This is a genomic window from Caballeronia sp. AZ1_KS37 (assembly GCF_023631165.1).
Taxonomy (GTDB): domain Bacteria; phylum Pseudomonadota; class Gammaproteobacteria; order Burkholderiales; family Burkholderiaceae; genus Caballeronia; species Caballeronia zhejiangensis.
This window is the reverse complement of sequence record NZ_JALQDP010000016.1, coordinates 136,317-161,532: the sequence shown is the minus strand read 5'-3', so window position 1 is coordinate 161,532 and position 25,216 is coordinate 136,317. Positions and strand designations below refer to the sequence as shown.

General features: G+C 63.8%; 22 protein-coding genes, 1 tRNA gene and 1 riboswitch. Of the genes, 9 read left to right on the top strand and 14 right to left on the bottom strand.

Features of this window, described 5'->3' with window-relative positions:
* Window positions 1-116 precede the first annotated feature (116 nt).
* From purB to NCS00_RS11770, 3 genes are all read right to left on the bottom strand, one after another.
* Window positions 117-1,505, bottom strand: a complete 1,389-nt coding sequence (gene purB, locus NCS00_RS11780) for an adenylosuccinate lyase (protein WP_250440170.1) — start codon at window positions 1,503-1,505, stop codon at window positions 117-119.
* Window positions 1,506-1,581: 76 nt separating this feature from the next.
* Window positions 1,582-2,283 (bottom strand): N-acetylmuramate alpha-1-phosphate uridylyltransferase MurU, encoded by a 702-nt coding sequence (gene murU / locus NCS00_RS11775; RefSeq protein WP_250435162.1) that lies wholly within the window; start codon window positions 2,281-2,283, stop codon window positions 1,582-1,584.
* A 6-nt stretch (window positions 2,284-2,289) separates the two neighbouring features.
* Window positions 2,290-3,315 (bottom strand): aminoglycoside phosphotransferase family protein, encoded by a 1,026-nt coding sequence (locus tag NCS00_RS11770; RefSeq protein ID WP_250435160.1) that lies wholly within the window; start codon window positions 3,313-3,315, stop codon window positions 2,290-2,292.
* Window positions 3,316-3,542: 227 nt separating this feature from the next.
* Between NCS00_RS11770 and NCS00_RS11765 the strand changes: the two genes are divergently transcribed.
* From NCS00_RS11765 to rsmA, 4 genes are all read left to right on the top strand, one after another.
* Complete coding sequence (locus NCS00_RS11765) at window positions 3,543-5,933, top strand: LPS-assembly protein LptD (protein ID WP_239295125.1); 2,391 nt, start codon at window positions 3,543-3,545, stop codon at window positions 5,931-5,933.
* Window positions 5,934-6,065: 132 nt separating this feature from the next.
* On the top strand, window positions 6,066-7,409 hold the full coding sequence (locus NCS00_RS11760) for a peptidylprolyl isomerase (RefSeq protein ID WP_008342825.1): 1,344 nt from the start codon (window positions 6,066-6,068) through the stop codon (window positions 7,407-7,409).
* A gap of 4 nt (window positions 7,410-7,413) precedes the next feature.
* Window positions 7,414-8,385: a 4-hydroxythreonine-4-phosphate dehydrogenase PdxA gene (pdxA, locus tag NCS00_RS11755; RefSeq protein WP_239295124.1), complete on the top strand. Its 972-nt coding sequence runs from the start codon at window positions 7,414-7,416 to the stop codon at window positions 8,383-8,385.
* A gap of 27 nt (window positions 8,386-8,412) precedes the next feature.
* Window positions 8,413-9,228: a 16S rRNA (adenine(1518)-N(6)/adenine(1519)-N(6))-dimethyltransferase RsmA gene (gene rsmA / locus NCS00_RS11750; RefSeq protein ID WP_008342822.1), complete on the top strand. Its 816-nt coding sequence runs from the start codon at window positions 8,413-8,415 to the stop codon at window positions 9,226-9,228.
* On the opposite strand, the gene NCS00_RS11745 is transcribed toward rsmA, so the two are convergent.
* Window positions 9,210-9,464 carry a hypothetical protein gene (locus tag NCS00_RS11745; RefSeq protein ID WP_175980481.1) on the bottom strand — a complete coding sequence of 85 codons (255 nt, stop codon included), beginning with the start codon at window positions 9,462-9,464 and terminating at the stop codon, window positions 9,210-9,212. The genes rsmA and NCS00_RS11745 overlap by 19 nt on opposite strands.
* Window positions 9,465-9,613: 149 nt before the next feature.
* Between NCS00_RS11745 and NCS00_RS11740 the strand changes: the two genes are divergently transcribed.
* Both NCS00_RS11740 and NCS00_RS11735 read left to right on the top strand, forming a co-directional pair.
* On the top strand, window positions 9,614-10,870 hold the full coding sequence (locus NCS00_RS11740) for a metallophosphoesterase family protein (RefSeq protein WP_250440169.1): 1,257 nt from the start codon (window positions 9,614-9,616) through the stop codon (window positions 10,868-10,870).
* Window positions 10,871-10,873: 3 nt separating this feature from the next.
* A complete protein-coding gene (locus NCS00_RS11735) occupies window positions 10,874-14,323 on the top strand; it encodes an ATP-binding protein (protein WP_250440168.1) in 3,450 nt (1,149 codons plus the stop codon).
* 4 nt (window positions 14,324-14,327) lie between these two features.
* Here the strand turns inward: NCS00_RS11735 and NCS00_RS11730 are convergent, their stop codons facing one another.
* A complete protein-coding gene (locus tag NCS00_RS11730) occupies window positions 14,328-15,392 on the bottom strand; it encodes a helix-turn-helix transcriptional regulator (RefSeq protein WP_008342813.1) in 1,065 nt (354 codons plus the stop codon).
* A 176-nt stretch (window positions 15,393-15,568) separates the two neighbouring features.
* On the opposite strand from NCS00_RS11730, the gene NCS00_RS11725 reads away from it, so the two are divergent.
* The gene (locus tag NCS00_RS11725) at window positions 15,569-16,162 is read left to right on the top strand and encodes a hypothetical protein (RefSeq protein ID WP_250440167.1); all 594 of its coding nucleotides are present in this window, start codon (window positions 15,569-15,571) and stop codon (window positions 16,160-16,162) included.
* A gap of 65 nt (window positions 16,163-16,227) precedes the next feature.
* Here the strand turns inward: NCS00_RS11725 and NCS00_RS11720 are convergent.
* The 9 genes from NCS00_RS11720 to ydfG all read right to left on the bottom strand — a co-directional run bounded on the left by NCS00_RS11720 (window position 16,228) and on the right by ydfG (window position 22,957).
* Window positions 16,228-16,303, bottom strand: a tRNA-Lys gene (locus NCS00_RS11720).
* 149 nt (window positions 16,304-16,452) lie between these two features.
* Entirely contained in the window at window positions 16,453-17,202 is a 750-nt protein-coding gene (ybgF, locus tag NCS00_RS11715) for a tol-pal system protein YbgF (RefSeq protein WP_008342809.1), read from the bottom strand.
* Between the two features lie 36 nt (window positions 17,203-17,238).
* On the bottom strand, window positions 17,239-17,745 hold the full coding sequence (pal, locus tag NCS00_RS11710) for a peptidoglycan-associated lipoprotein Pal (protein ID WP_008342807.1): 507 nt from the start codon (window positions 17,743-17,745) through the stop codon (window positions 17,239-17,241).
* 55 nt (window positions 17,746-17,800) lie between these two features.
* Complete coding sequence (gene tolB / locus NCS00_RS11705; RefSeq protein ID WP_008342805.1) at window positions 17,801-19,093, bottom strand: Tol-Pal system beta propeller repeat protein TolB; 1,293 nt, start codon at window positions 19,091-19,093, stop codon at window positions 17,801-17,803.
* 126 nt (window positions 19,094-19,219) lie between these two features.
* Entirely contained in the window at window positions 19,220-20,323 is a 1,104-nt protein-coding gene (gene tolA / locus NCS00_RS11700; protein WP_034471522.1) for a cell envelope integrity protein TolA, read from the bottom strand.
* Window positions 20,320-20,763, bottom strand: a complete 444-nt coding sequence (gene tolR / locus NCS00_RS11695; RefSeq protein WP_008342802.1) for a protein TolR — start codon at window positions 20,761-20,763, stop codon at window positions 20,320-20,322. The genes tolA and tolR overlap by 4 nt, the downstream gene beginning before the upstream one ends.
* A 15-nt stretch (window positions 20,764-20,778) precedes the next feature.
* The gene (gene tolQ / locus NCS00_RS11690) at window positions 20,779-21,456 is read right to left on the bottom strand and encodes a protein TolQ (RefSeq protein WP_008342801.1); all 678 of its coding nucleotides are present in this window, start codon (window positions 21,454-21,456) and stop codon (window positions 20,779-20,781) included.
* 165 nt (window positions 21,457-21,621) lie between these two features.
* Window positions 21,622-22,083, bottom strand: a complete 462-nt coding sequence (gene ybgC / locus NCS00_RS11685) for a tol-pal system-associated acyl-CoA thioesterase (RefSeq protein ID WP_250440166.1) — start codon at window positions 22,081-22,083, stop codon at window positions 21,622-21,624.
* A gap of 127 nt (window positions 22,084-22,210) precedes the next feature.
* Window positions 22,211-22,957 (bottom strand): bifunctional NADP-dependent 3-hydroxy acid dehydrogenase/3-hydroxypropionate dehydrogenase YdfG, encoded by a 747-nt coding sequence (gene ydfG / locus NCS00_RS11680; RefSeq protein WP_034471528.1) that lies wholly within the window; start codon window positions 22,955-22,957, stop codon window positions 22,211-22,213.
* 206 nt (window positions 22,958-23,163) lie between these two features.
* Window positions 23,164-23,262: riboswitch (ZMP/ZTP riboswitch) on the top strand.
* 166 nt (window positions 23,263-23,428) lie between these two features.
* Here ydfG and glyA point away from each other — a divergent pair.
* The gene (glyA, locus tag NCS00_RS11675; protein WP_034471530.1) at window positions 23,429-24,676 is read left to right on the top strand and encodes a serine hydroxymethyltransferase; all 1,248 of its coding nucleotides are present in this window, start codon (window positions 23,429-23,431) and stop codon (window positions 24,674-24,676) included.
* 18 nt (window positions 24,677-24,694) lie between these two features.
* A complete protein-coding gene (nrdR, locus tag NCS00_RS11670) occupies window positions 24,695-25,177 on the top strand; it encodes a transcriptional regulator NrdR (RefSeq protein WP_008342795.1) in 483 nt (160 codons plus the stop codon).
* Window positions 25,178-25,216 lie beyond the last annotated feature (39 nt).

The following is a 25,216-nucleotide window of genomic DNA, read 5'->3' as shown; positions in this document are numbered from 1 at the left end:
GAGTCGTGCGCTGTACTTGCTCATGAAAAAACACCCCAAATCGTTGAACGGGTGTCCAACTTTTGGGGTGCAGTTCAAATTCCGGACCCGGAATTCCGGGGCTTCTGTCTTTTTGCTTAGCTGATCCGCTTCGCCAGCTCCACCGCCTTGCCGATATACGAGCCGGGCGTCATCTCCAGCAGCAGCTTCTTCGCGTCGGCCGGAATCGCCAGCCCGCCGATGAACGTCTGCAGCGCCTCGCGCGTGATGCCCTTGCCGCGCGTCAGTTCCTTCAATTGCTCATACGGGTTCTCGATGCCGTAGCGGCGCATCACCGTCTGCACCGGCTCGGCGAGCACTTCCCACGTATTGTCGAGATCTTCGTTCAGACGCGCCGCGTTCACTTCGAGCTTGTCGAGGCCACGGATCAGCGCGTCGTAAGCGAGCAGCGAGTACCCGAAGGCGACGCCGATATTGCGCAGAACCGTCGAATCGGTGAGATCGCGCTGCCAGCGCGAGACCGGCAGCTTGTCAGCGAGATGGCGCAGCGTCGCGTTCGCGAGGCCGAGATTGCCTTCCGAGTTCTCGAAGTCGATCGGATTGACCTTGTGCGGCATCGTCGAGGAGCCGATTTCACCGGCCTTCGTCTTCTGTTTGAAATAGCCGAGCGAAATGTAGCCCCACACATCGCGATCGAGGTCGAGCAGGATCGTGTTCGCGCGCGCGACGGTGTCGAACAGTTCGGCCATGTAGTCGTGCGGCTCGATCTGGATCGTGTACGGATTGAACGTGAGCTTCAGCCGATTTTCGACGACATCTTTCGAGAACGCTTCCCAGTCGAAGTCCGGATACGCCGACAGATGCGCGTTGAAGTTGCCGACCGCGCCGTTCATCTTGCCGAGCAGTTCGACCTTCTCGATACGCGTGATCGCGCGCGCAAGACGCGCCGCGACATTGGCGATTTCCTTGCCGAGCGTCGTCGGGCTGGCGGGCTGACCGTGCGTGCGCGAAAGCATGGGCTGCTCTGCGTGCATGTGCGCGAGCTTCACGAGACGTTCATGCACCGAGCGCAGCGCGGGCAAAATCACGCGTTCGCGCGCGCCGGCGAGCATCAGACCGTGCGATGTGTTGTTGATGTCTTCCGACGTGCACGCGAAGTGGATGAATTCGCTTGCGCGCTCCAGTTCCGGCTGGCCCTTGACCGACTCCTTGAGCCAGTATTCGACGGCCTTCACGTCGTGATTCGTCACGCGTTCGATGTCCTTGATGCGCGCCGCATCGTGCGCGGTGAAGCGCTCGGCGAGGCCTAGCAGGAACTGTTCGGAAGCGTCGGAGAAGCGCGGCACTTCGGCGAAACCCGCGCGCGACAACGCGATCAGCCAGTGAATCTCAACCGTCACGCGATGGCGCATGAACGCGGCTTCGGAAAGCCAGTCGCGCAGGGCTTCGGTCTTGGCGGCATAGCGGCCGTCGAGCGGCGAGAGCGCGGTGAGCGCAAAGAGGGTATCGGGACGGGTATCGGACATGATTGCTTGTCGCAATGGAAGGAAAAGACGCGAGAACCGCGCATTTTACCATCGGATGCGTCCCAATCTCCGAAGCTCACCCCGCCCGCAGTTCCTCGTCGAGTGCGCGGAGCTGCGCGGGCGTGCCGACGTTTTCCCATCGGCCTTCGTAGAGCTCGCCGCTCGCGCGCCCGGCCGCGATGGTTTCGCGATAGTACGGCGTGAGTGCGCGGCGCGTGCCGGGTGCGAGATCGTCGAACATGCGCGTGTCGTACAGACCGATGTTGCCGAACGTATAGCGCGGCTCGCCTTCCAGCGCGAGCGTGCCGTCGTTCAGCGCGAAGTCGCCCTTCGGATGGAACGGCGGATTCGGCACCATCACGAGATGCATGCCGGGCGAGGGCATCGAAGTGAGCGTCGAGGCGCGCTCGCGCAAGGTCGCGTAATCGAAGTCGCAAAAGACGTCGCCGCTTACCGCGATGAACACGCCATCGCCGATCAGATGACGCGCCCGTGCGATGCCGCCCGCCGTCTCCAGCGCTTCGGTCTCGGCCGAATAGCGCAGCTCGACGCCCCATTGAGAACCGTTGCCGAGCGCGCTTTCGATCTGATCGCCGAGCCACGCATGATTGATGACGATCGTTTCGACGCCCGCCGCCGCGAGACGCTCGATCTGCCACATGATCAAAGGCTTTCCGCCGACCGGCAGCAACGGCTTCGGACAGAGGTCGGTGAGCGGGCGCATGCGTTCGCCGCGTCCGGCGGCGAAGATCATCGCCGTTTTCAAAGCGTGCGTCATCGTGAATCAAAAGGTGTAGCCGACATCGACCGCGCGCCCTTCCAGCGAATCGAGCAGACGAGCGAACGGCCACAGCGGCGCGTAGCGTTCCGCGACCTTGCGCGCATAACCGATGAAGCGCGGCAGATCGGCGAGATAGCGCGGCTTGCCGTCGCGATAGTGAATCCGCGCGAAGAGGCCGAGCACCTTGATGTGGCGCTGCAGGCCCATCCATTCGAGCTGGCGATAGAACTCGCCGAAATCCTCATCGACGGGAAGTCCGGCCTTTTTTGCGCGCTCCCAGTAATACGCGACGCAATCGAGCTGAAACTCTTCTTCCCAGCTGATGAACGCGTCGCGCATGAGCGAGGCCATGTCGTACGTGATCGGGCCGTACACCGCGTCCTGAAAGTCCAGCACGCCCGGATTCGGCTCGCACACCATCAGATTGCGCGGCATGAAGTCACGCAGCATGAAAGTCTGCGGCTGCGCGAGCGCGCTTTGCACGAGCAGCGTGAACGTGGCGTCGAGCGTCTTGCGTTCGTCGGCGGCGACTTCACGGCCCAGATGGCGTCCGATGAACCACTCGGGCATCAGCTCCATCTCGCGGCGCAGGAACGCCTCGTCGAACGGCGGCAGCACGCCTTCGCGCGCGGTTTGCTGAAAGCGGATCAGCGTGTCGATCGCGGCGCGCATCATCGGCCGCGCGTTCTTTTCGTCGAGCACCGACATGTAAGTCGTCGTGCCGAGATCGGTGAGCAGCATGAAACCGGCGTCGAAATCCGTTTCCAAAACTTTCGGCACATGCACGTTCGCGGCCTCGAGAAGCCCGGCGACCTGCACGAATTCGCGGCATTTTTCCGGCGGCGGCGCATCGACGGCGATGAGCGTTTTGCCGAACGCCGCATCGCTCTCGAGCCTGAAATAGCGGCGAAAGCTGGCATCGGCGGAGGCGGGAGCGAGGCTTGCGACGTTCAGCCGGTAGGGTCCGGCGACGTTTTCGAGCCACGAGCGAAGCTGGTTCAGGCGGGCGTCGGAAGGAATGTGCGTCATAAATTCGAGGGGCCAAACATCTTGCCATATAATACCCCACGACTTTTTTAAGCGATCCGTTTCACGCCTGGCACCAGGCTCCCGACGACTGTGAGCGTCACCGTTCGATCGAGTGTCGTCCCCGCTTAGCAACGGACCGTCAAGTTCGTGACTGCGGAAAGGCGCGGCCGCCTGCCCGGCGGCATCGGGCGCGTGGGACGCGAACGGGATCGAACCGCCACCCATACATGCCGCCACGACAGTTTCCCGTATCGAAAATCAAAGGCGACGACAAGCCACGCAGGCGGCGGCTCGTCGCTGCGCTTCTATCCGTTCCAGGCTTGATGCCCGCTCTTGCCCACGCGCAGCTCGTGGGCGACGCCGCCTATCCGCAGCCGCTCGACGGCCCGGGCAGCCTGCGCCTCGCGCCGGAGCTCCAGGAACGCCCGCTGCAAAACGGCCAGCAGCCCTCGACCTTCCTCCTCAGTGACAAGGCGACGGGCACGACCGACGAAGACATGGCGGCGAAGGGCTCGGCGGAGATCCGGCGCACGGTCACGGTCATCAAGGGCGACGCGCTCCACTACGACCAGGACACCGACATGGCCGATGCTTTCGGCAATGTCAGGCTGATCAACAACGGCGTGTCGTTCGTCGGTCCCGAAGCGCATCTGAAGGTGGAAGCGAATGAAGGGTTCATGACGAACCCGAAGTACCGCTTCAATCTGACGGGCGGCTCGGGCAGCGCCGCGCGCGCCGACATGATCGACAACGAGCGGGCGCGCATCGACCACGGCACGTACACGGCCTGCCAGTGCGAGTCCGATCCGGCGTGGTACATCAAGGGCACGTCGTTCGATTTCGACACCGGCGCCGAAGAGGGCATCGCCCACAACGGCGTGCTGTTCTTCCAGGGCGTGCCGGTTTTCGGCAGCCCGTGGCTGTCGTTTCCGCTGACGGGCGACCGTCGCAGCGGCCTTCTGCCGCCGACCTTCACGCTCAGTTCGACGACCGGCTTCGAAGCGACGATCCCGTACTATTTCAATATCGCGCCCAATCGCGATCTGACCATCACGCCGCGCATCATGACGAAGCGCGGCGTACTGGGCGAGGCGACATATCGCTATCTGTCGCCCACGTACTCGGGCTCGCTCGACGTCAACTATCTGCCCGATGACCGCGTGACGCATTCGAACCGCTACGCGATCTTCTGGCAGCACCGTCAGAACTTCGGCAGCGGCTTCGGCGGTTACATCAATTACAACAAGGTTTCGGACGATCAATATCCGGAAGACCTGGGCAACGCGTCGAATCAGTTCCTGAACGGCACGCAACTGCTGTATCAGCAGGAAGCGGGGCTCACGTACAACAACGGCCCGTGGTCGGTGCTCGCGCGCGAACAGCGCTGGCAGACGCTGCAACCCTCGACGCCGCCGTACGCCCGCGAGCCGCAGGTCAACGTTCAGTACAACAAGTACAACGTCGGCGGCTTCGACTACGGCGCGGAACTGGACGCCACGCGCTTCACGATCACGACCGACGGCGCCACCGACGGCAACCGGCTGTACTTCAATCCGTACCTGAGCTACGGCGTCAATGCGCCCGGCTATTTCGTCACGCCGAAAGTGCAATGGCACTTCGCCTCGTACGATCTGAGCCATATCGCGACGACGCAGGTCGCGGGTTCGTCGCCGCCGGTCGCGGGGCAGCCGAAGAACTTCACCGAATCGATCCCGACGCTCAGCTTCGACACGGGCCTCGTGTTCGACCGCTCGGTGCGGCTTTTCGGGCAGGACTACATCCAGACGCTGGAGCCACGGCTCTACTACGTCTACACGCCGTATCACAATCAGGACTTCGCGCCGATTTTCGATACCGCCGAAGCCGACTTCGGTCTCGCTGAAATCTACACGCCGAACACGTTTGTCGGGAACGACCGGATCGCGGACGCAAATCGCCTGACGGCCGGCCTGACCACGCGCTTCATCAACCCGGCGACGGGCGACGAGCGTGCGCGTTTCGTCATCGCGCAGCAGTATTATTTCCAGAGCCAGCGCGTCACGATCTCGCCGGATCAGCCGCCGGGACAGGCAAAGCACTCCGACCTGATCGCCGGCGCGGCCATCAAGCTGGGTGCTGGTTTCGCTTCGGAAACTGCGTTCCAATATAATGTGGACAACAACCAGCTCGTGCGCTCGAGCATCGGCTTTGCGTTCAGTCCCGGCGCGCGCAAGGTGATCAACGTCGGCTATCGCTACACGCGTTCGAACCAGACAACGCTGGTGAACGAGCCGATCAACCAGATCCTGGTCTCGGGCGAATGGCCGCTCACGAACCGTCTCTATGCCGTCGGCCGCGTGAACTATGATCTCGCGAGCCATCGTCTCGTCGACGGGCTTCTGGGCTTCCAGTACGATGCCGACTGCTGGGCGTTCGGCTTCGGCATGCAGCGCTACGCCAACGGCGTGAACACGCTGGGCCAGCCGTCCTCGGGCACGCGCGTGCTCGCGCAGCTGACGTTCAAGGGCTTGTCGAACGTCGACAACGGGCTCGTCAGCGCGTTCCGCGCGAGCGTTCAGGGTTATCAGCCGCCGCCGGCAGCGGCGCCGCCGCTCTCCCGGTACAGCGATTACGAGTGAGGCCGGATCGGGCTCGCGGCGTCCACGGACGTGCAGCGAAAAGCGCGTCGGCGGCCGCGCAGGGCAGGACACACAAGCAGGACACGAACGGTGAAGTCCGTATTTGATGGAGTATCTGTGGCAAACGTGAATATGTTTCGATCGACGGCAATCGCAGCGGGCGTGCTGGTCGGCGCGCTGATCCTGAGTTCGCCGGCCGGTGCGCAGGCGTTGTCGAATCGCAATGTGCAGGTCGCGGATTCCGTCGTCGCGGTGGTGAACGACGGCGTCATCACACAGCGCGAACTGGAAGAGCGCACCGCCCTCATCGTCAAGCGTCTCCAGCAGCAAAACGCGCCGGTGCCGCCTGCCGATCAGATGCAGCGGCAAGTGCTCGATCAGATGGTGATCGAGCGCATTCAGCTTCAGAAGGCGAAGGAAGACGGCATTGTCATCGACGACGCCACCGTGAACCGCACGCTCGCGCGTCTCGCGCAGCAAAACCAGATGACGCTCGACGTCTACCGCTCGCGCATCGAGGCGCAGGGCGTGCCTTGGTCCACCTTCATGCGCGACGCGCGCACGGAGCTCACGCTCTCGAAGCTGCGCGAAAAGGAAGTGGATAGCAAGATCACCGTGTCCGACGGCGAAGTGGCGAACTACATCGCCAGCCAGCGCGGTCCGGGCGCGCGCAACGCGAGCGATCTGCGTTTGCAGCACATCATGTTCAAGCTGCCGTCGGACGCGCCGGAAAGCGAAGTCGCGAAGGTTCAGGCGCAGGCCGAAGCCGTGCTCAAGCAGGCGCAAGCCGGCGACGATTTCGCCAAGCTCGCAAAGCAGAATTCGCAGGACACGGACGCCGGCAAGGGCGGCGATCTCGGTTTTCGCGCGCCCGGCTCGCTGCCGGCGGGCATCGTGACTGCAGTGTCGACGCTGCGTCCGGGCCAGGTCGTGCCGACGCTGCTGCGCACCGACGGCGGTTTCGAAATCATCAAGCTGGTGGATCGCCGCGCGAGCCAGGGCACCGCCGGCGATGCGCCGAAACTCGTGCAGACGCACGTGCGCCACATCCTGCTGCGCGTGTCGGACGGTATGTCGGAACAGGCCGCGCGCCAGCGGCTGCTCGACATCAAGCAGCAGGTCGCGAACGGCGGCGATTTCGCCAACTTCGCGCGCACGTATTCGCAGGACGGTTCGGCGTCGCAAGGCGGCGATCTTGGCTGGATCAGCCCGGGCGAGACCGTGCCGGAATTCGAGCGCGCGATGAACAACCTGCAGGACGGCGCGGTCAGCGATCCGGTGCGCAGCGAGTACGGCTATCACCTGATTCAGGTGCTCGCTCGCCGGGATGCGGAAGGATCGGCGTCGCAGCAACTCGACATCGCGCGTCAGGCGATCGGCCAGCGCAAGGCCGAGCAGGCGTATTCCGACTGGCTGCGCGAACTGCGCGACACCGCGTACGTGCAGTACAAGGGCGTCGCTGCCCAAGCGCAGTAACAGCATGAATGCCGATGCCCGACCGCTCGCCATCGCCATTACGACCGGCGAGCCGGCCGGCGTCGGCCCGGAACTGACGGCGGCGGCGCTACGCGAGGCGCGCGAGCGCTGGCCATCGGCGCGCTTCACGGTGCTCGGCGATCGCGATCTGCTCACGTCCCGCGCGGGCGGCGCATGGCCCGACTCGGTCGACATCGAACATCACGCGCTCGCCGTTCCCGCCGAAGCGGGCAAACTGAATGCGGCGAACGGGCGCTACGTGCTCGGTCTGCTCGATGCCGCCATCGACGGCGCGGTCTCCGGCCGGTTCGACGGCATCGTCACCGCGCCGCTGCAAAAGAGCACCATCAACGATGCCGGCGTGCCTTTCACCGGCCACACCGAATACCTCGCCGAGCGCACGCATACGCCGCGCGTCGTGATGATGCTCGCGGGTTCCAGCGAACGTCCGTTGCGCGTCGCGCTCGCGACCACGCATCTGCCGCTGAAGGACGTGTCGGCGGCGCTCAGCATCGACGGTCTCGTCGAAACGCTCACCATCATCGATCACGATCTGCGCGCGCATTTCGGCTTGCCCGCGCCGCGCATTCTCGTCACCGGGCTCAATCCGCACGCGGGCGAAAACGGCTATCTGGGCCGCGAGGAAATCGACGTCATCACGCCTGCGCTCGAACGCGCCCGTGCACTCGGCATTGATGCGCCCGGTCCGTATCCCGCCGATACGCTGTTCCAGCCGCGCTATCTGAAAGACGCCGATTGCGTGCTCGCGATGTTCCACGACCAGGGCTTGCCGGTGCTGAAGTACGCGACCTTCGGCGAAGGCATCAACGTGACGCTCGGCTTGCCGATCATCCGCACGTCGGTGGATCACGGCACCGCGCTCGATCTCGCCGGCACGGGCCGCGCCGATCCGGGCAGCATGATCGCCGCCATCGATGCCGCCGTTACGATGGCGCGCCACAAGCGCAGCGCCTGAACTCGCGCGCATTCAATTCGAATCAGTATGTCGACCAAACACCAAGGCCATTTCGCGCGCAAGCGCTTCGGGCAAAACTTTCTCGTCGATCAGGGCGTGATCGATTCCATCGTCGATGTGATCGCGCCGAAGCGCGGCGAGCGCATGGTCGAAATCGGGCCGGGCCTCGCGGCGCTCACCGAGCCTCTGATCGAGCGTCTTGCCACGCCCGAGTCGCCGCTGCACGCCGTCGAACTGGATCGCGATCTGATCGGCCGTCTGGAAAAGCGTTTCGGCGACAGGCTCGTCGTGCATTCCGCCGATGCGCTCGACTTCGATTTCGCTTCGCTCGCGCTCGAAAGTGAGAAGCCGACGCTGCGCATCGTCGGCAATCTGCCGTACAACATTTCGAGTCCGCTGCTGTTCCATTTGACGACGTTCGCGCACAAGGTCATCGACCAACATTTCATGCTGCAGGACGAAGTGGTCGAGCGCATGATCGCCGAACCCGCGAGCAAGGACTACGGGCGTCTTTCGGTGATGCTGCAATACCGCTACGTGATGGACAAGCTGATCGACGTGCCGCCCGAATCGTTCAATCCGCCGCCGAAGGTGAATTCCGCGATCGTGCGGATGATTCCGCTCGCGCCGCACGAGTTGCCCGAAGTCGACGAAACCGTGCTGAGCGACGTCGTCAAAGCCGCGTTCGCGCAGCGCCGCAAGGTATTGCGCAACAACCTGAGCGCGTACCGCGACGCGATCGATTTCGACGCGCTCGGCTTCGATCTCACGCGCCGCGCCGAGGAAGTGCCGGTCGCGGAATTCGTCGCGCTGGCACAAGCCGTTCAGCGCTCGAAGGGCTGAACGCGGCCCGCATCCGACAGCAGTTTCATCAGCCGTTCCAGCCGCACGCGCTGCTCGTGAAGCAGGCCACGCGTCGCGCTCACCTGCTGCACGCGAGTGCGCCAATAAGTCTGGCCGAACAGCGAATTCGCGCCTTCCGCCGACAGCACGCGTTCCAGATGCCCGATTGCGGCATCGACGTTTCCCGGCGTGTAAGGGCTCGTGATCGTGGCGTCTCGTTCGAGTGTTGCGTTCATCGTCTTGTCCTTGTTCGCGTTGAATCCGGACGAGTGATTCTGCGAGCGGGGCGGGACATATCGCGTCCCGAAGACGCATCGTCGATCGGGACACGATGTGTCTCGACCGGCTGCTATGATCGTCGGTCCCATTGAAAGGAGCGAGCGCCATGCGCTTCATACACGCGGCGGACATCCATCTCGACAGCCCGTTGCACGGCCTCTCCGCCTACGCGGACGCGCCCGCGGACATGCTGCGCAACGCCACGCGCGAGGCCTTCTCGAAGCTCGTGTCGGTGGCGGTCGACGAGCAAGTCGACTTCATGGTGATCGCCGGCGATCTCTACGACGGCACCTGGCGCGATCACAACACGGGCATCTTCTTTTGCCGTGAAATGGGGCGGCTGCGTCGCGCGGGCATTCCGGTGTACGTGCTCTTCGGCAATCACGACGCCGAAAGCGAAATGACGAGCCAGCTTCAGTTGCCGGACAACGTCCACACGTTCTCGACGCGAAAGCCGCAGACCTTTCTCATCGAGGATCTGAAGGTCGCGCTTCACGGCCACAGCTTCAAGGAAAAAGCGGTCACGACGAATCTCGTCACCGCGTATCCGGCGCCGGTCGCGGGATATTTCAATATCGGCGTGCTGCATACCGCGCTCGAAGGCGGATCGATGCACGCGAGCTACGCGCCGTGCTCCGTCGCCGAACTGCACGCGAAGGAATATCACTACTGGGCGCTCGGCCATGTGCACGATTACGCGATCTGGCAGGACGCGTCGACCATCGTGTTTCCGGGCAATCTGCAAGGACGCAATATCCGCGAGACGGGACGGCGCGGCGCGGTCATCGTCAATGTTTCGGACGCGGAAGAGGTGAGCGTCGAGCGGCTTTTCATCGACGTGCTGCGTTGGGAAGCCGTGACGGTCGACGCATCGCAGGCGGGTACGCTCGATGAAGTCGCGCTCGCGGTCGGACGTGCGCTCGAAGCGCTCGTCGAATCGTCCGCGGCGCCCGTGCCGCACGCCGTGCGCGTGACGATCGCCGGCGCGACCGCGGCGCACGGCGAACTCTTCGGGCTGGAAGCGCAACTGCGCGCGGAAGTCCTCGCGCAGATCGCCGCGATCAGCCACGACCGGCTCTGGCTCGAAAAAGTGAGGATCGCGACCGAGCCGCTCGCGCACAGCGAGCCGGCCACCGGCCGCACCGATGCGCTCGCCGATCTTCACGGTCTTCTCATCGAAGCGGAATCCGACCCGGAGTTTCTGAGCATGTTGAAGGAAAGGCTGATCGCACTGGCGTCGCAGGCGCCGAGCGAGTTGCAGAAGTCCGTGCCGGAGCTCGAGCACGTGCGCAATGGCGAACTCGCTAAGCTCGTCGCCGAAGTGCGCTCGGGGCTGATCGCGCAGTTATCGGACGCGGAGTAAGGCATGCGTATCGGCAAGCTCGAACTCATCCGCTACGGCAAATTCACCGATCACGCGGTGGAGTTTCCGGCGGCGGAACACGATTTTCACTTTGTCGTCGGTCCGAACGAGGCGGGCAAATCCACCATCAAGAACGCGATTTCCGAGTTGCTCTTCGGCATGCCGCATAGCTCGCCGCTTGCGTTCGTGCATCCGCAAAGCGATCTGCGGCTCGGGGCGTCGATCGAAACGGGCGGCGACGCGTTCGCGTTCCATCGTACGAAGAGCCGCAAGTCGTCGCTCTGCACGCCGAACGGCGATGCGCTGCCCGCCGACGCGCTGGCGACGTTTCTGGGCGCATCCGATAAAGGCTTCTTCGAGCAGATGTACTGCCTGAATCACGAGGCGCTGCGGCGCGGCGGCGAAGCCATTCTCGATGCATCAAGCGATGTCGGGCAGGTGCTGTTTCAATCGGCGGCGGGCATCGCGAGTCTCGGCGACGTGCGCCAACGTCTCGCTGACGAGGCCGATCGACTGTGGGCGAAGCGCAAGTCGGGCGATCGCGCGTATTACATCGGCCTGAAGCAATACGACGAAGCCACCGCCGAGCTGAAGACGGCGAGCGTGAGAACGGCGCAGTGGCGTCGCGCGCACGGCGCCGTGGAAGAGGCGGAGGAGAAGCGTCGCGATGAAGACGCGCGCCGCACGGAGCTCGAAACGCAGCGCGCCAAGCTGGAGCGCGTGAGGCGCGTGGCGCCGTACTTGAACGTGTGGCGTGAGAAGGCCGCGGAATTGCGCGAACTGGGCGATGCCGTCGATCTGCCCGCGAACGCCGAGGCGACGCTGCAAAACGCGCTGAAGCGGCTCGCGGCGGCGCAAAGCGCGCTCGACGTCCACACAAGAGCCGCCGCGCAGTTGCAAGCCGATCTCGACGCGATCGTGATCGACGACGCGGTCCTCGCCGCGCAAGCGCGCATTCGTGCGCTCGACGCCACGCGACAGCGCTGTGCCGATCACGCGAACGAAATCGCGCGGCTCGAACAGGAAGTCGCGCTGCGGCTGCGCCAGATTGCGCAGGACGGCGCGCAGCTCGGCTGGCCGCTCGACGAAGCGGGCGTGCGCGGCGCGATGCCCGGCGCGCTCGCGCTTCAGACCGTCACGAGCCTGATGCTCGAACGCGGCGAACTCGAACTCGCCGCGCGCAATGCGGAGCAAGCCGCCGACGCATGCGCCGCGCAGATCGTCACGCTGCAAACGAAGCTCGCGGCGATCGCGAACGGCGATGTGTCGCCGGGTCTGCGCGCTGCATTGCGTGCCGCGCAGAAGTATCGCGATGCGAGCGCGACGCAGCAGCGCCTCGAAGATGCGAAGCGCGACGCGCAACAGTTGCTCGAAGCGGGCATGGCGTCGCTCGGGCGATGGTCGCGTCCGATCGGCGAACTCAAGTCGATGACGCTGCCGGCGGCGGAGCGCATCGCCGCATTGCGCGCGCAGCGGCAGGATCTGTCGTCGCGGCTGACGCTCGCGGCCGATCGCGCGAAGGAAGCGCAGGACGCGCTGCACGCCGTGCGATCGGAACTCGACAGTCTGGTCGAGACGCACGATGTCGTGACGGGCGATCAGGTTCGGGACGCGCGTACGTCGCGCGATGCAGCGTGGCGCGCGATCCGGTCCGGCGACGTCGCGCTCGATCGAGGCGCTTCCGGTTTCGAAACGGCGATGCACGCGGCGGATGGTCTCGCCGATCGTCAGTTGGGTTCCGTGAATCACGCGACGCAACTCGCGGCCTTGAAGCGGCGCGTCGCGAACGAAGAATCGACGCTCGCGCGACGCGAGCAAAGCGTGCGCGAAGCAGAATCGGCGCTGACATCGTTCGACGAATCGTGGCGCGCGCTCGCCGCGCAGTCGCAGATCGCGGACATGTCGCTCGACGATGCGCCGTCGTGGATCGCATCGCGTGACAAGGCGCTGGCCGCGTCGCAGACGCTCGATGCGCGCGCCGAAGAATTCGCGCGCGAAGCCGCCGATTCCCGCGCGCGCCGCGACGAACTCGCGCGGCATCTGGACGACGCGGACGCACGCGCCGATCTCGACGCGCTCTGCGATCGGGCCGAGGCGAAGATCGCGGCCATCGACGAAGCCGCGGTCACGCGCCGCAACGTATCCGCGCAACTCGACGAAGCGCAAGCCGAGCGCATCGCGCGGCAAGGCGCGGCGAAAGCGGCGCGCGAAGCGTTCGAACGCTGGCAATGCGAGTGGTCGGCGGCGATCGCGAAAGCGGGACTCGCGAACGCAGCGGATTCGCAGGCGGCGGCGGAAGCGGCCATCGACATGGTGAAGAAGATCGGCGCGCAACTGACGCACATCGAAACCGTACGCAACGGCCAGATCGACGCGATGCGCGCGGCGCTCACAGCGCTCGACGCCGAGGCATCGCACCTTGCGCGCGAACTCGACGAATCGCTCGCGGCGCTCGGCGCGAACGCGACTGCGACGGCGTTGTCGGCGCGTCTCGATCTCGCTTGCGCCGCGCATGGCGAGCGTGAGCGTTTGAAGAAGGAGCACGCGTCGGCGGGCGAGCACGTGCGTCGCGCTCACGCCGATGTCGAGGAAGCGAAGGCGACGCTGCGTCCGCTCTACGATCTGGCGGGTGTCGATACGCCGGACGTGCTTCAGGCACGCATCGCGCAATCGCAGAAGAAGCGCGAACTGGCCGCCGCCGTCGACGACGCGCGCGCCGCGCTCATCAAGGGCGGCGATGGCCTGACGCTCGACGAACTCATCGCGGAAGTGGAGGGCGCGGACATGTCGAACGTGCAGGCGGAGTTGTCGCGCATCGGCGCGGCGCTGTCGGAATCGGTGAGAATCGCGAGCGAAACGGCGACGGCACTCGACGCCGCGCGCCGCGAACTCAATGCCATTTCAGGCGAAGCGAACGCCGCGCGCGCCGAAGCGAAGCGGCAGGAAGCGCTCGCCACGATGTCCGATGCCGCCGAGCGCTTCGTCAAGGTCGAAACGGCGTCGACGCTGCTCAAGTGGGCGATCGACCGTTATCGCGAGCGCCGTCAGGGACCGATGCTGTCGCGCGCAAGCACGATTTTTTCGGCGCTCACGCTCGACACGTTCTCGCGGCTCGTCGTCGATTACGATCGTCAGCCGATGGCGCTGTCCGCAATTCGCGCGAGCGGCGAGCATGTGGATATCGCCGGCATGAGCGAGGGCACGCGCGATCAGCTGTATCTCGCGCTGCGGCTCGCGGCGCTGGAAGAGCATGGCGAGAAGGCGTCGGCGTTGCCGTTCGTCGCCGACGATCTCTTCATCAACTTCGACGATGGCCGCGCGCGCGCCGGCTTGCGCGTGCTCGCGCAGATCGCAAAACGCACGCAGGTGATCTTTCTGAGCCACCACGATCATCTCGTCGATATCGTGCGCGAGGTGTTCGGGCCGCAGGTGAACGTGCGTTATATGGGCTGATGCGTCAGCTCGTCCGATAGCGCTTCGCCAGCTTGGCGAAATCCTCGGCGAACTCGTCACGCAACGCTTGCGGCGCGAGAATCTCGACGCCCGCGCCGAGCGCGCGCAGCCACCAGCGCAGCTTGAGACTTGGCGTGACGGTGCCGGTGACTTTCATGCGGCCGTCGGGCAACGTGTCGATTTTTTGATCCTTCGACATCGGCGATTCGCGCAACTGATTGCCCGCGTTGCCTTCGAACGCAAGTTCGAGCAGCACCGGCGGCTCGGGCAGAAAGTCGAAGACCTGCTGCGTTTCGATGTATTTGCGCAGCTTGAAATCGTCCGGATACGTGAAAGATTCGCCCGACTCGGAAACCGAGCGAATCCGGTCCAGCCGATACAGCGCGCGCGTCCATTCCGTTTCGCCTTTCTCCGGACGCGGCGCGCGACTCGGATCTTGCGCGACCATATACATCACGCCCGCGGATTCGACCAGCGCGAGCGGCCACAGCTTTTTCGTGCGCGGTTCGTCGCTGCGTTCGCCCCGATATGCCGCGCGATACTGCACGAGCAGTTCGCGCTCGAAGAACGTAGCGGTCGCGACCGTCTGAAAGATTTCCGGACGCAGCTTCGGCCGAATCAGCGTGAAAGCGCCATCGACGGAATCGATCTTGTCGGCCCACGCGCGATAGATGCGGCTGTCCGCCGTTTCCTGCGACAGCCGCGATTCGGCGGCCTTGAACAGCGGATCGATGTCGCGCGTGACGGCATTCGGCAGCTTGTTGCCCGCAAAGCGCTGGAGGATGTGAAACGCCACCGCCTCCGATGCGCTCATCAAACCGCTCATGCCTTCCTGCAAGCCGTGCAGCCACGGCTTGCGCTGCCAGAGCAGCTCGCGGCCGTTGAGCATGGATACGACGCGCGCATCGGCTTCGAGCGCCGTCAGATGACGCTGCACCTTCTTCGTATAGCCGACGCGATGACCGCGCTCTTCGAGACGTCTGCGGACTTCGGGCGTCGATAGCCACGCGGTCGCGTCGCGCTCGGTAGGGAGCACGCGGAGGATGGCTTCGTCGAGGCTGGAGGTCATGATGCGCAGGCGAGGAAAGGTTGCTCCTGATTATAGAAACTATCGAGACAAATCGTGTCTTGATCGGACGGGGCGGCCATCAGGCTTTCGGATTTTTCGGGTGACGGTCTTCGACATAAGCGGAAAGAATAGCGGCGCCGGGGGATGAGGCCCCAGCATGTCGAGGAGCGAAAACAATGAGTAGAAGGGAACAGGCCAACGAGGAATTTCTCGCGGGTCTCAAGATCCGGACATCGCGCGCGATCCAGCAATATTTCTTTTCGCACGGGGTCTGCGTGGGGCGTTCGGACGTCCGCAAAGCGATGGCGCTTCCCGAGCATGAACAGACCTTCGCGTCGTTGGCGCCATCCTTCGCGCAAGTCAACGAATCGATCAGCTTGCTGACGGACATCGGTTCCTTGTCGCTTCCGTCGAAAGAGAAGACGATGCGCGCGGTGTATGAAATCGAAGGGCGGTTGCGGGAGCGCGGCGGTTGCGTCGAAGGACTGGAACGGGCGCTCGCGCGAATCGAGATGGCGCGCAATTCGATACCCGCCGAGCCGAAGCTCTGGCCCTACACGTTCTGGGGCGTGTTGTGCCTGCTCGCGGCGTACTTCGTCTGGCCGAGTGCGTTGGTCGGCGTGATGCTGCTGGGCGCCGGGTTCAACAGACATTCGAGCTACAAGAAGCGCAAGGCCGAAGCGGACCGTGCGTTGAGTGAAGCGAACGATATGTTCGAGGCCGTCGCCGCGCTCGAGCTCACGCCGCGGCTAAGGCTGCTGGAACAGTGATGCGAAGGACCGAACGGCCAAAGCAAAAAGCCCAGTCGCAATGACTGGGCTTTTTACCTGATACTTGGTAGGCCGTACGGGATTCGAACCTGTGACCAACGGATTAAAAGTCCGCTGCTCTACCAGCTGAGCTAACGACCCGAAAGAGGCAAAATTATAAACTTCGATTCGCGAATCTGTCAACCCGCTCGGTTGAAGAATCATCAAATCATCGAAAGAAAAACGCCCGCGGCTCCATTGCCCGCGGGCATTCTCCTCGAGAGGCGCGAAACTCCGAACTTCGGCTTCGCTTACTTCACTTGCGACATCTTGCTCTGCGCGGTCTGCGCGACTTCCGTGCCGGCGTACTGCGAGATGATCTGCTGAAGCGTCTGCTTCGCAGCCGCTTTCTGACCTTGCTCGATCTGGTTGTTCGCGATTGCGAGCAACGCCTCGGGCGCTCGCGGATGCGTCGGATAACTCTTCACCAGGTCCTGCCAGATCGCAGTCGATCCCTTGTAGTCGCGCTGCGCATAGAGCGCATTGCCGAGCCAATACCGCGCCGTCGGCTGATACGGGCTCTGCGGGTACTTCGCCACGAACGCCTTGAACGACGCCGCGGCATTCTTGTAGTCACCGTTACGGAACTGAGTCGACGCTGCGTTGAACGCTTCCGTCTCGCCCGGCTGCACCGAACCCGTCACGCCATCGATCGTCTCTTGCTGCGGCTCGAATTTCTTCAAGCGCGAATCGAGATCGGCGTAATAGTCCTTCTGCTGCTTCTGCAGCGTGGCGACCTGGTTGGCCAGATCCTCGTTCTGGCCACGAACCGTCGCGACCTGCTGATTGAGCTGGTCGATACGATTCTGCTGATCGAGGATCGTGCGCTGCGCGGCCTGCAACTGACTGGACAGGCTGTCAGTCTTCGTGCGCAGATCGAGCACGGCTTTACGCGCTTCGTTGTCGTCGAAGACGCCGGCGTGCGCGGGCGCACTCAACATCGTCGAACCGACTACACACGCGGCTGCGGCCGCGCGCAGCAAGGGAAAGCGATACAACATAGGGCGACTCACCCGTGACTGGTTACGTTAAGTAAATTACTGCTGGTACACGAGGTCCGCACGGCGGTTCTGTGCCCACGACGATTCGTCGTGACCCGTTGCCGTCGGCTTTTCCTTGCCGAGCGACACGGCTTCCATCTGCGAATCGGCGACGCCCATCAGCGACATTGCACGACGCACGGCTTCCGCACGCTTCTGGCCGAGCGCGAGGTTGTACTCGCTCGTGCCGCGTTCGTCGGTGTTGCCTTGAATCAGGACGTGACGCTCCGGATGGCTCTTCAGGTACGACGAGTGTTGTTGCAGCAGCGGCTGATAGTCGTCCTTCACGGCATAGCTGTCGAAGTCGAAATAGATGCTGCGCTTGGCGAGCGGGCTGTTCGGATCGTTCAGTGGGTCGATGTTGACCTGCTTCACGTCCGTCGGGTTCGGCTGCGTGCCGACTGCACCCTTGTTCTGGCCTTCGTCGAGCTTCACGCCCGAGTGACACGCCGCCAATGCGCCGACCATCGCAACTGCCAGGCCGATACGAAGTTTCGACATCATGGTACCTCTCCTTGTGTTGTAGCTGAACGTTGTATGTGAAACGTTATTGCTGGACTTATTGCATGAACGGACCCCAGGACGGCTCGCGCACCACACCGCCCTGAACTGACAAGACTTGCCGCGTGCGACCGTCGGTCGAAACGGCTGCCAACACGCCACGTCCGTTCACTTGGGTGGCGTAGAGGATGTACTGACCATTCGCCGCGAAGCTCGGCGATTCGTCATGCGTCGTGTCGGTCAGCCCCGTCGCCGTGCCGGACGCGAGGTCCTGCAGATACAGCTTGAAGCCGCCGCCAGTGCGCGAAATGTACGCGAGTTGCTTGCCGTCCGGACTCACGCGCGGGCTGGTGTTGTACGCACCCGCAAACGTGACCCGCTGGGCCGCGCCGGCGCTTTCACCCGCCGCCGGCATCTTGTAGATCTGCGGTTGGCCGCCGCGATCGCTCGTGAAATAAATCCAGTTGCCATCAGGAGAGTAGAACGGCTCGGTGTCGATGGAACTGCCTTGTGTCAGACGGCGCAGGCCGGAGCCGTCTGCGTTGACTTCGAAAATCTGCGTGTTGCCCGTGCGCGAGAGCGCGACCGCGAGCTTGCGGCCATCAGGCGACCACGACGGGGCACTGTTGTTGCCCTTCTGATTCGACACGACTACGCGACGTCCCGTCGGCAGGTCGTGGATGTACACCACCGGCTTCTTTTTCTCGAACGACACGTATGCGACCTTCGTGCCGTCCGGCGACCACGCCGGCGAAATGATCGGTTCCGGGCTGGAGAGGGCGATCTTCGCGTCCTGACCGTCCGAATCCGAAATCTGCAATTGATAACGGCCGCCCGTCTGAATGACGTAGGACAGACGCGTTGCGAACACGCCGCGGCCGCCGAGCAGCTTCGCGTAGATGTAGTCGGCGATCTTGTGCGCGCTCATGCGCAGGCCGCTTTCGGCGCTGACGAGCGACAGGCCGCCCAGGTTCTGCTGCTTGACGGTGTCGTAGAGCCGGAAGCGCACTTCGTATTGGCCGTTCGGCAGCTTGTTCACGCTACCCGACACGAACGCGTCCGCGCCTTTTGCCTTCCACGCGCCGAGATCGACCGTATCGGATTCCGCGACCGGCGCGCTGCCGGCGTCGATATTCGTGAACTTGCCGCTGCGCTGCAGATCCTGGCGAATGATCGCGCTGACTTGCTGCGGCGAACTCGCTTCATTGGCGAAATTGGCCGTCGCGATCGGAAACTGGGTCGAACCGACGCCGGTCACGAGTACGTTCAACTGGGCGTGTGCAGCGGTGCCGGCTGCGATCAGGCAGGACGCGACCAGCGTTTTCAGGCCAAGCTTCGTCATCAAACTCATGCTGTATAGGTTCCAGATAAAAGCGTTTTCAAGTGTCCGCGGACTGCAGAACAGACCCGCGGTCGCACATTTCGTTCCCGCTGCTTAATGCGAGCTTTCAAGCGCGCTTCACTGCTGACTAGCGCGTTAACCGCCCGCCGGACGCAGCGTGATCGTGAAGCTCGAAGGCGCCTTGCCGTCGATATCCACTGGCATCGGATCCGAGCGCTGTACCGCGCGCAGTGCCGCCTGATCCCACTGCTCGTTGCCGCTCGAGCGCGTGATATTCGCCGACAGCAGCGTGCCCGACGGCGAGCAGCGTACCGACACGACCGTCTCGAGCCCGGCCGTTTCGCCGGCCCACACGATGTTCGGCCGCACGCGACGCTGCACCTTCTCGGCGTAGCCAGGCGAGGTCGCATTGCCGCCCGCGCCCTTGCCGGTGCCGCTCTTGGCCAGGCCTTCGCCGCTGCCCGCCGTGCCGCCGCCCAACTGCCCTTGCAGTTGCGAGAGACGCGCCTTGCGCTCGGCATCGAGCTTGGCTTTCGCTTCCGCGTCGGCCTTGGCTTTCGCTTGCGCCGCGGCCTTCGCTTTCGCGTCGGACTCAGCCTTGGCCTTGGCTTGCGCGTCGGCCTTCGCCTTGGCTTCCTGCTGTTCCTTCTCCTTCTCCTTCTGCTCCTTGAGCTGTTCCTGCTTCTGCGCTTCGGCTTGCTGCTGCTGACGCTGCTTGTCCTGCTGCGCCTTCTGTTGCTGCTTCTGCAGGTCGGCCTGACGCTGCTGCTCGATCTGCTTCTGCTTGTCCTGCATCGCCTTCTGCTGGGCGGCTTGCGCGGCGAGCTGCTGCTGACGCTTCGCTTCCGCTTCCTGCTTCGCCTCTTCCTGCTGACGGCGCTGCTCGGCGAGTTGCGCTTCGCGCGCGGCGGCTTCCTGCTGCTTGCGCTTCTTCTCCTGCAACGCGATGTCCGCGTCTTCGTCCTTCGCCGGCGGCGGCGCGGGCTGCACCTTCACCGGCGCGGGCGGCGGCGGGGCAGGGCGCGGCGTCGGCGCGGGCGTGTCCGGAATCTCGGTCCAGATTTCCGCTTCCGCGCCCGCCGGCGTGTTGTTCTGCCAGTTGATGCCGTGATACAGGAACCAGCCGAGCAGCAGATGCATCAACGCCGCGAGCGCGAACGCCTTACCCGTGCCGCGTTCACGCGGCGGGCGATTCGGTCGCGCGGACGATGCGCGTGTCGGCCTGTGCGAAAGGGTCATTGCGATTTGACGAGCAATCCGACGCGCTTCACGCCGCGCGCCTTCATATCGGACATCACGTTCATCACGACTTCGTACTTCACGGTCTTGTCCGCCGCGATCACGACGGGCTGATCCGGATGTGATTCCTGACGGTTGAGCACGAAGCTGTTGAGATCGTTCATCGTCATCTTCTGCTCTTGCGTCGCGCCGCCTTCTTCCTTGTAGCGCACGTTCATGCTGCCGTCCGCCTTGATGTTGATGACGAGCGGCGGCTGCTGCTCCTGCGGCTGCGCATTGCCGACGGTCGGCAGATTGATGATCGAGGGCGAAACGAGCGGCGCCGTCACCATGAAGATGACGAGCAGCACGAGCATCACGTCGATGTATGGCACGACGTTGATGTCGGCCATCGCGCGGCGCGAGCCGCCGCGCATGCTGGAACGAATGGGGCCTGCCATCGCGGACTCCTTCTGTTAGTGCGCCTGACGCTGCAGGATGTTCGAGAACTCTTCGATGAAGGTCTCGAAGCGGATCGCCAGACGGTCGATGTCGTGCGCGTAGCGGTTGTACGCGACCACTGCGGGAATCGCGGCGAAGAGGCCGATCGCCGTCGCGACGAGCGCTTCGGCGATGCCGGGCGCCACGTTCGCGAGCGTCGCCTGCTGCACATTGGCGAGACCGCGGAACGAATTCATGATCCCCCACACCGTGCCGAAGAGACCGATATAAGGACTCACGGAACCGACCGACGCGAGGAACGCGAGGTTCGCTTCGAGCACGTCCATTTCGCGCTGGAAGGCGGCGCGCATCGCGCGGCGGGAACCGTCGAGAATCGCGCCCGGATCGGTGATCCGGCGCTCCTTGCCCTTCAGGAATTCACGCATGCCGGATTCGAAGATACGCTCGAGCGCGCCGATCGTGTGACGGTTGTTCGCCGCGCTTTGATACAGCGCCTGCAGGTCGCCGCCCGACCAGAAATCGCGCTCGAAGCGCTCGGTCTGCGCGCGCGCGCGGCGAATGGCAAACCACTTGCGGAAAATGAAGGTCCACGACAGGAGCGACAGCAGCAACAGCAGCGCCATCACGGCCTGCGCGAGCAGGCTCGCGTGAACGACGAGGGAAATGATCGACAGGTCTTGTGTATTGTTCATAAAGGTCTGCTGTTACGTCCCGAAAGGGGCGTCCGGTCAAAGCGTCATGCTTTCGTGAAATGGATGTGAATCAAACGAAAGCCGTGCCGTGGCCGGCTCATGCTCGTTAATGCTTCCTCTGTTCCCGATGCCCGGTTTCGCTTCGGTGTGCGATGAGTTCATCGTTCAGGCTCGGTCTTGATCTGCGCCGCGCGATGCCGCGGCGAGCGTCGCGTGCGGGCCGCGCTTCAATCCTTCGATCACCGCATCCGGAATGGCGGCCGGACGAATCGACGCGCGATCCACCGAGGCAACGCGAATGTCGCCGCTCGCGAGCAGCATGCCGTCGCGCCACGCTTCCTGATGAAAATCCACCGATGCACGGCCGAGGCGCTCGATGCGACTTACAACGCGAATGACGTCATCCAGGCGTGCCGGCGACGAATATTCGACGGCCGTGCGTCTCACGACGAACAGGATGTCGCTCGAATCGGCGAGACGCTGCTGATCGATTCCGCACGCGCGCAGCCATTCGGTGCGCGCCCGTTCGAAGAACTTCAGGTAGTTCGCGTAGAAGACGATGCCGCCGGCGTCGGTGTCCTCGTAATACACCCGAATCGGCCACTCGAAAGTCAACGGATCACTCACCTTTGCGCCGCTCCGCTCGCGCAGAGGCTCATAAACACGATCTGGCTCGCATTTTGACAAATATTCATCGGCGGCATTTTACCGGAACCGGAAGCACCCCCGCCAAATCCTTAGGCAGATATCGGAATCAGCCGCGGTGAATTTGCAACGGTGCGAACGTCTGGGCGACCGGCATCATCTCGATCGCGTTGATGTTCACGTGTGCCGGGCGCGTGGCGATCCAGTAGATCGCGTCGGCGATGTCCTCGGGCGTGAGCGCCTGCACATCCTTATATACAGTCGCGGCTTTGCTGTCGTCGCCCTTGAAGCGCACGTTCGAAAACTCGGTGCCGCCGACGAGCCCCGGCTCGATGTCCGTCACGCGAAGGGCGGTGCCGGCGACGTCCGCGCGCAGGTTCAGGCTGAACTGCCGCACGAACGCCTTCGTCGCGCCGTACACGTTGCCTCCGGCGTACGGATACGTGCCCGCCACCGATCCCATGTTGAACACATGTCCGCGATTGCGCTCGATCATGCCCGGCAAGATCGCGTGCGTGACCGTCACGAGACCCGTGCAGTTCGTGTCGATCATGTTCTTCCAGTCGTCGAGATTCGCGCGTTGCGCGGGTTCGAGGCCGAGCGCGAGTCCGGCGTTGTTCACCAGCACGTCGATCTGCGCGAACGCGTCGGGCAGCGCCGCGACGGCGTTGCGGACGGCGTTTTCGTCCCGTACGTCGAGTTCGACTGGCAGAAGCGCGTCGCCGAGTTCGTTCGACAGCGCGACCAGGCGCTCCTTGCGACGCGCGGCGGCGATCACACGATGGCCGCCTTTGACGAACGTGCGGGCGATGGCGGCGCCGAATCCGGCCGACGCGCCGGTGACAAAAACGATCATGAGCGGACTCCGAATGGACTGAGACGGGCAAAGCCGACGCGCGCAGGGCGACGCGTCCGGCAACGGCGCAAAGCGTACTTCCATTGATGCGGCGCGGCAAGCAACCGTGGGCGCGAACGATCGTGCTTTAAGCGTGGCTGCGCGCCCGTCCGATTGCCCTGTAAGCCGGTTGCCTAAAGCATGGCCGGCCATTACACTACAACGCTCAAACCCCGCGTGACTGGCGATAGAATCTTCGGATTCAAGGTGGAGCGACCCACCAGGAAGCGCGGAGCGTCGTTTTGCCGTTCGCCTGGGCAGCTGAGATCCGCACGCCGTCGCTGCGTTGCTGGTGGCTGTCCGTTCCGCGAAACCGGATTCTTCCTCTATCCGCCGCGCCTGGACTCCATCGGTTTCCAGCGTCTTTTGCGTCTGCTTCGAACGTGGCGCACGCGCGATCCGGTCAACCTGTTTTGATCTCACGGAAAACGTATGTTTGACAGAGCCGAAAGTACCCTCGCCAATGTCGATCCCGAATTGCTCAAGGCGATCGAGCAGGAAAACCGCCGCCAGGAAGATCACATCGAGCTGATCGCGTCGGAAAACTACACGAGCCCGGCCGTAATGGCCGCGCAGGGCTCGCAACTCACGAACAAATACGCCGAAGGCTATCCCGGCAAGCGCTATTACGGCGGTTGCGAATATGTGGACATCGTCGAGCAGCTCGCGATCGACCGCGTGAAGCAACTCTTCGGCGCCGAAGCCGCGAACGTGCAGCCGAACTCCGGCTCGCAGGCGAATCAGGGCGTCTTTTTCGCCGTGCTCAAGCCGGGCGACACGATCATGGGCATGAGCCTCGCCGAAGGCGGTCACCTCACGCACGGCTCGCCGGTCAACATGTCGGGCAAGTGGTTCAACGTCGTGAGCTACGGCCTGAACGAAGCCGAGGACATCGACTACGACAAGACCGAAGCGCTCGCCAAGGAACACAAGCCGAAGCTGATCGTCGCGGGCGCGTCGGCGTTCGCGCTGAAGATCGATTTCGAGCGTCTTTCGAAGATCGCGAAGAGCGTCGGCGCGTACTTCATGGTCGACATGGCGCACTACGCCGGTCTCGTCGCGGCTGGCGTGTATCCGAATCCGGTGCCGCACGCGGACTTCGTCACGACGACCACGCACAAGAGCCTGCGCGGCCCGCGCGGCGGCGTCATTCTGATGAAGGCGGAGTTCGAGAAGCAGATCAACTCGGCCATTTTCCCGGGCATTCAGGGCGGTCCGCTGATGCACGTGATCGCCGCGAAGGCCGTCGCGTTCAAGGAAGCGCTGTCGCCGGAATTCAAGGCGTATCAGCAAGCCGTGGTCGATAACGCGCGCGTCCTGGCCGAAACGCTCGTGAAGCGCGGTCTGCGTATCGTCTCGGGCCACACCGAAAGCCATGTGATGCTCGTCGATCTGCGCGCAAAGAAGATCACCGGCAAGGCAGCGGAAGCCGCGCTCGGCGCCGCGCACATCACGGTCAACAAGAACGCCATTCCGAACGATCCGGAAAAGCCGTTCGTCACGAGCGGCGTGCGCCTCGGCTCGCCCGCGATGACCACGCGCGGCTTCGGCACGAAGGAAGCGGAGATCGTGGGCAACCTGATCGCCGACGTGCTCGACAATCCGGAAGACCAGGCGAACCTCGAGCGCGTGCGCGCGCAAGTGGCCGATCTGACCAAGCGTTTCCCGGTTTACCGTTAATTCGCGAGCACACCGCCGATGCGCTGCCCATTTTGCCGACACGAAGATACCCAGGTCGTGGATTCTCGCGTGTCGGAGGATGGCGCGGCCATTCGGCGGCGGCGGCGCTGTCCCGCGTGCGACAAGCGTTTCACCACGTATGAACGCGTCGAGCTGGCGCTGCCGAGCGTCGTCAAGAAAGACGGCAGCCGCACCGAGTTCGATCGGCGCAAGATCGTCGCGAGCATGCAGCTTGCGCTGCGAAAGCGCCCGGTCGCCGCCGATGCGATCGATGCCGCCGCGTCGCGCATCGAGTATCAGTTGCTCGGCAGCGGCGAGCGCGAAGTGCAGAGCGAGCGTCTCGGCGAGCTCGTCATGAACGAGCTGCGACAGCTCGATACCATCGCTTACGTGCGTTTCGCCTCCGTCTACAAGCGTTTCGAAGACGTCTCCGAATTCGAAGACGTGCTCGATGAATTCCGGCGCACCGCGCCGAAGAAGTCGAGTTCGCGAAAGCGGTGATCTTTTCCGCATCGTTTCCCTCCCAAGCCTCGTTTCCTG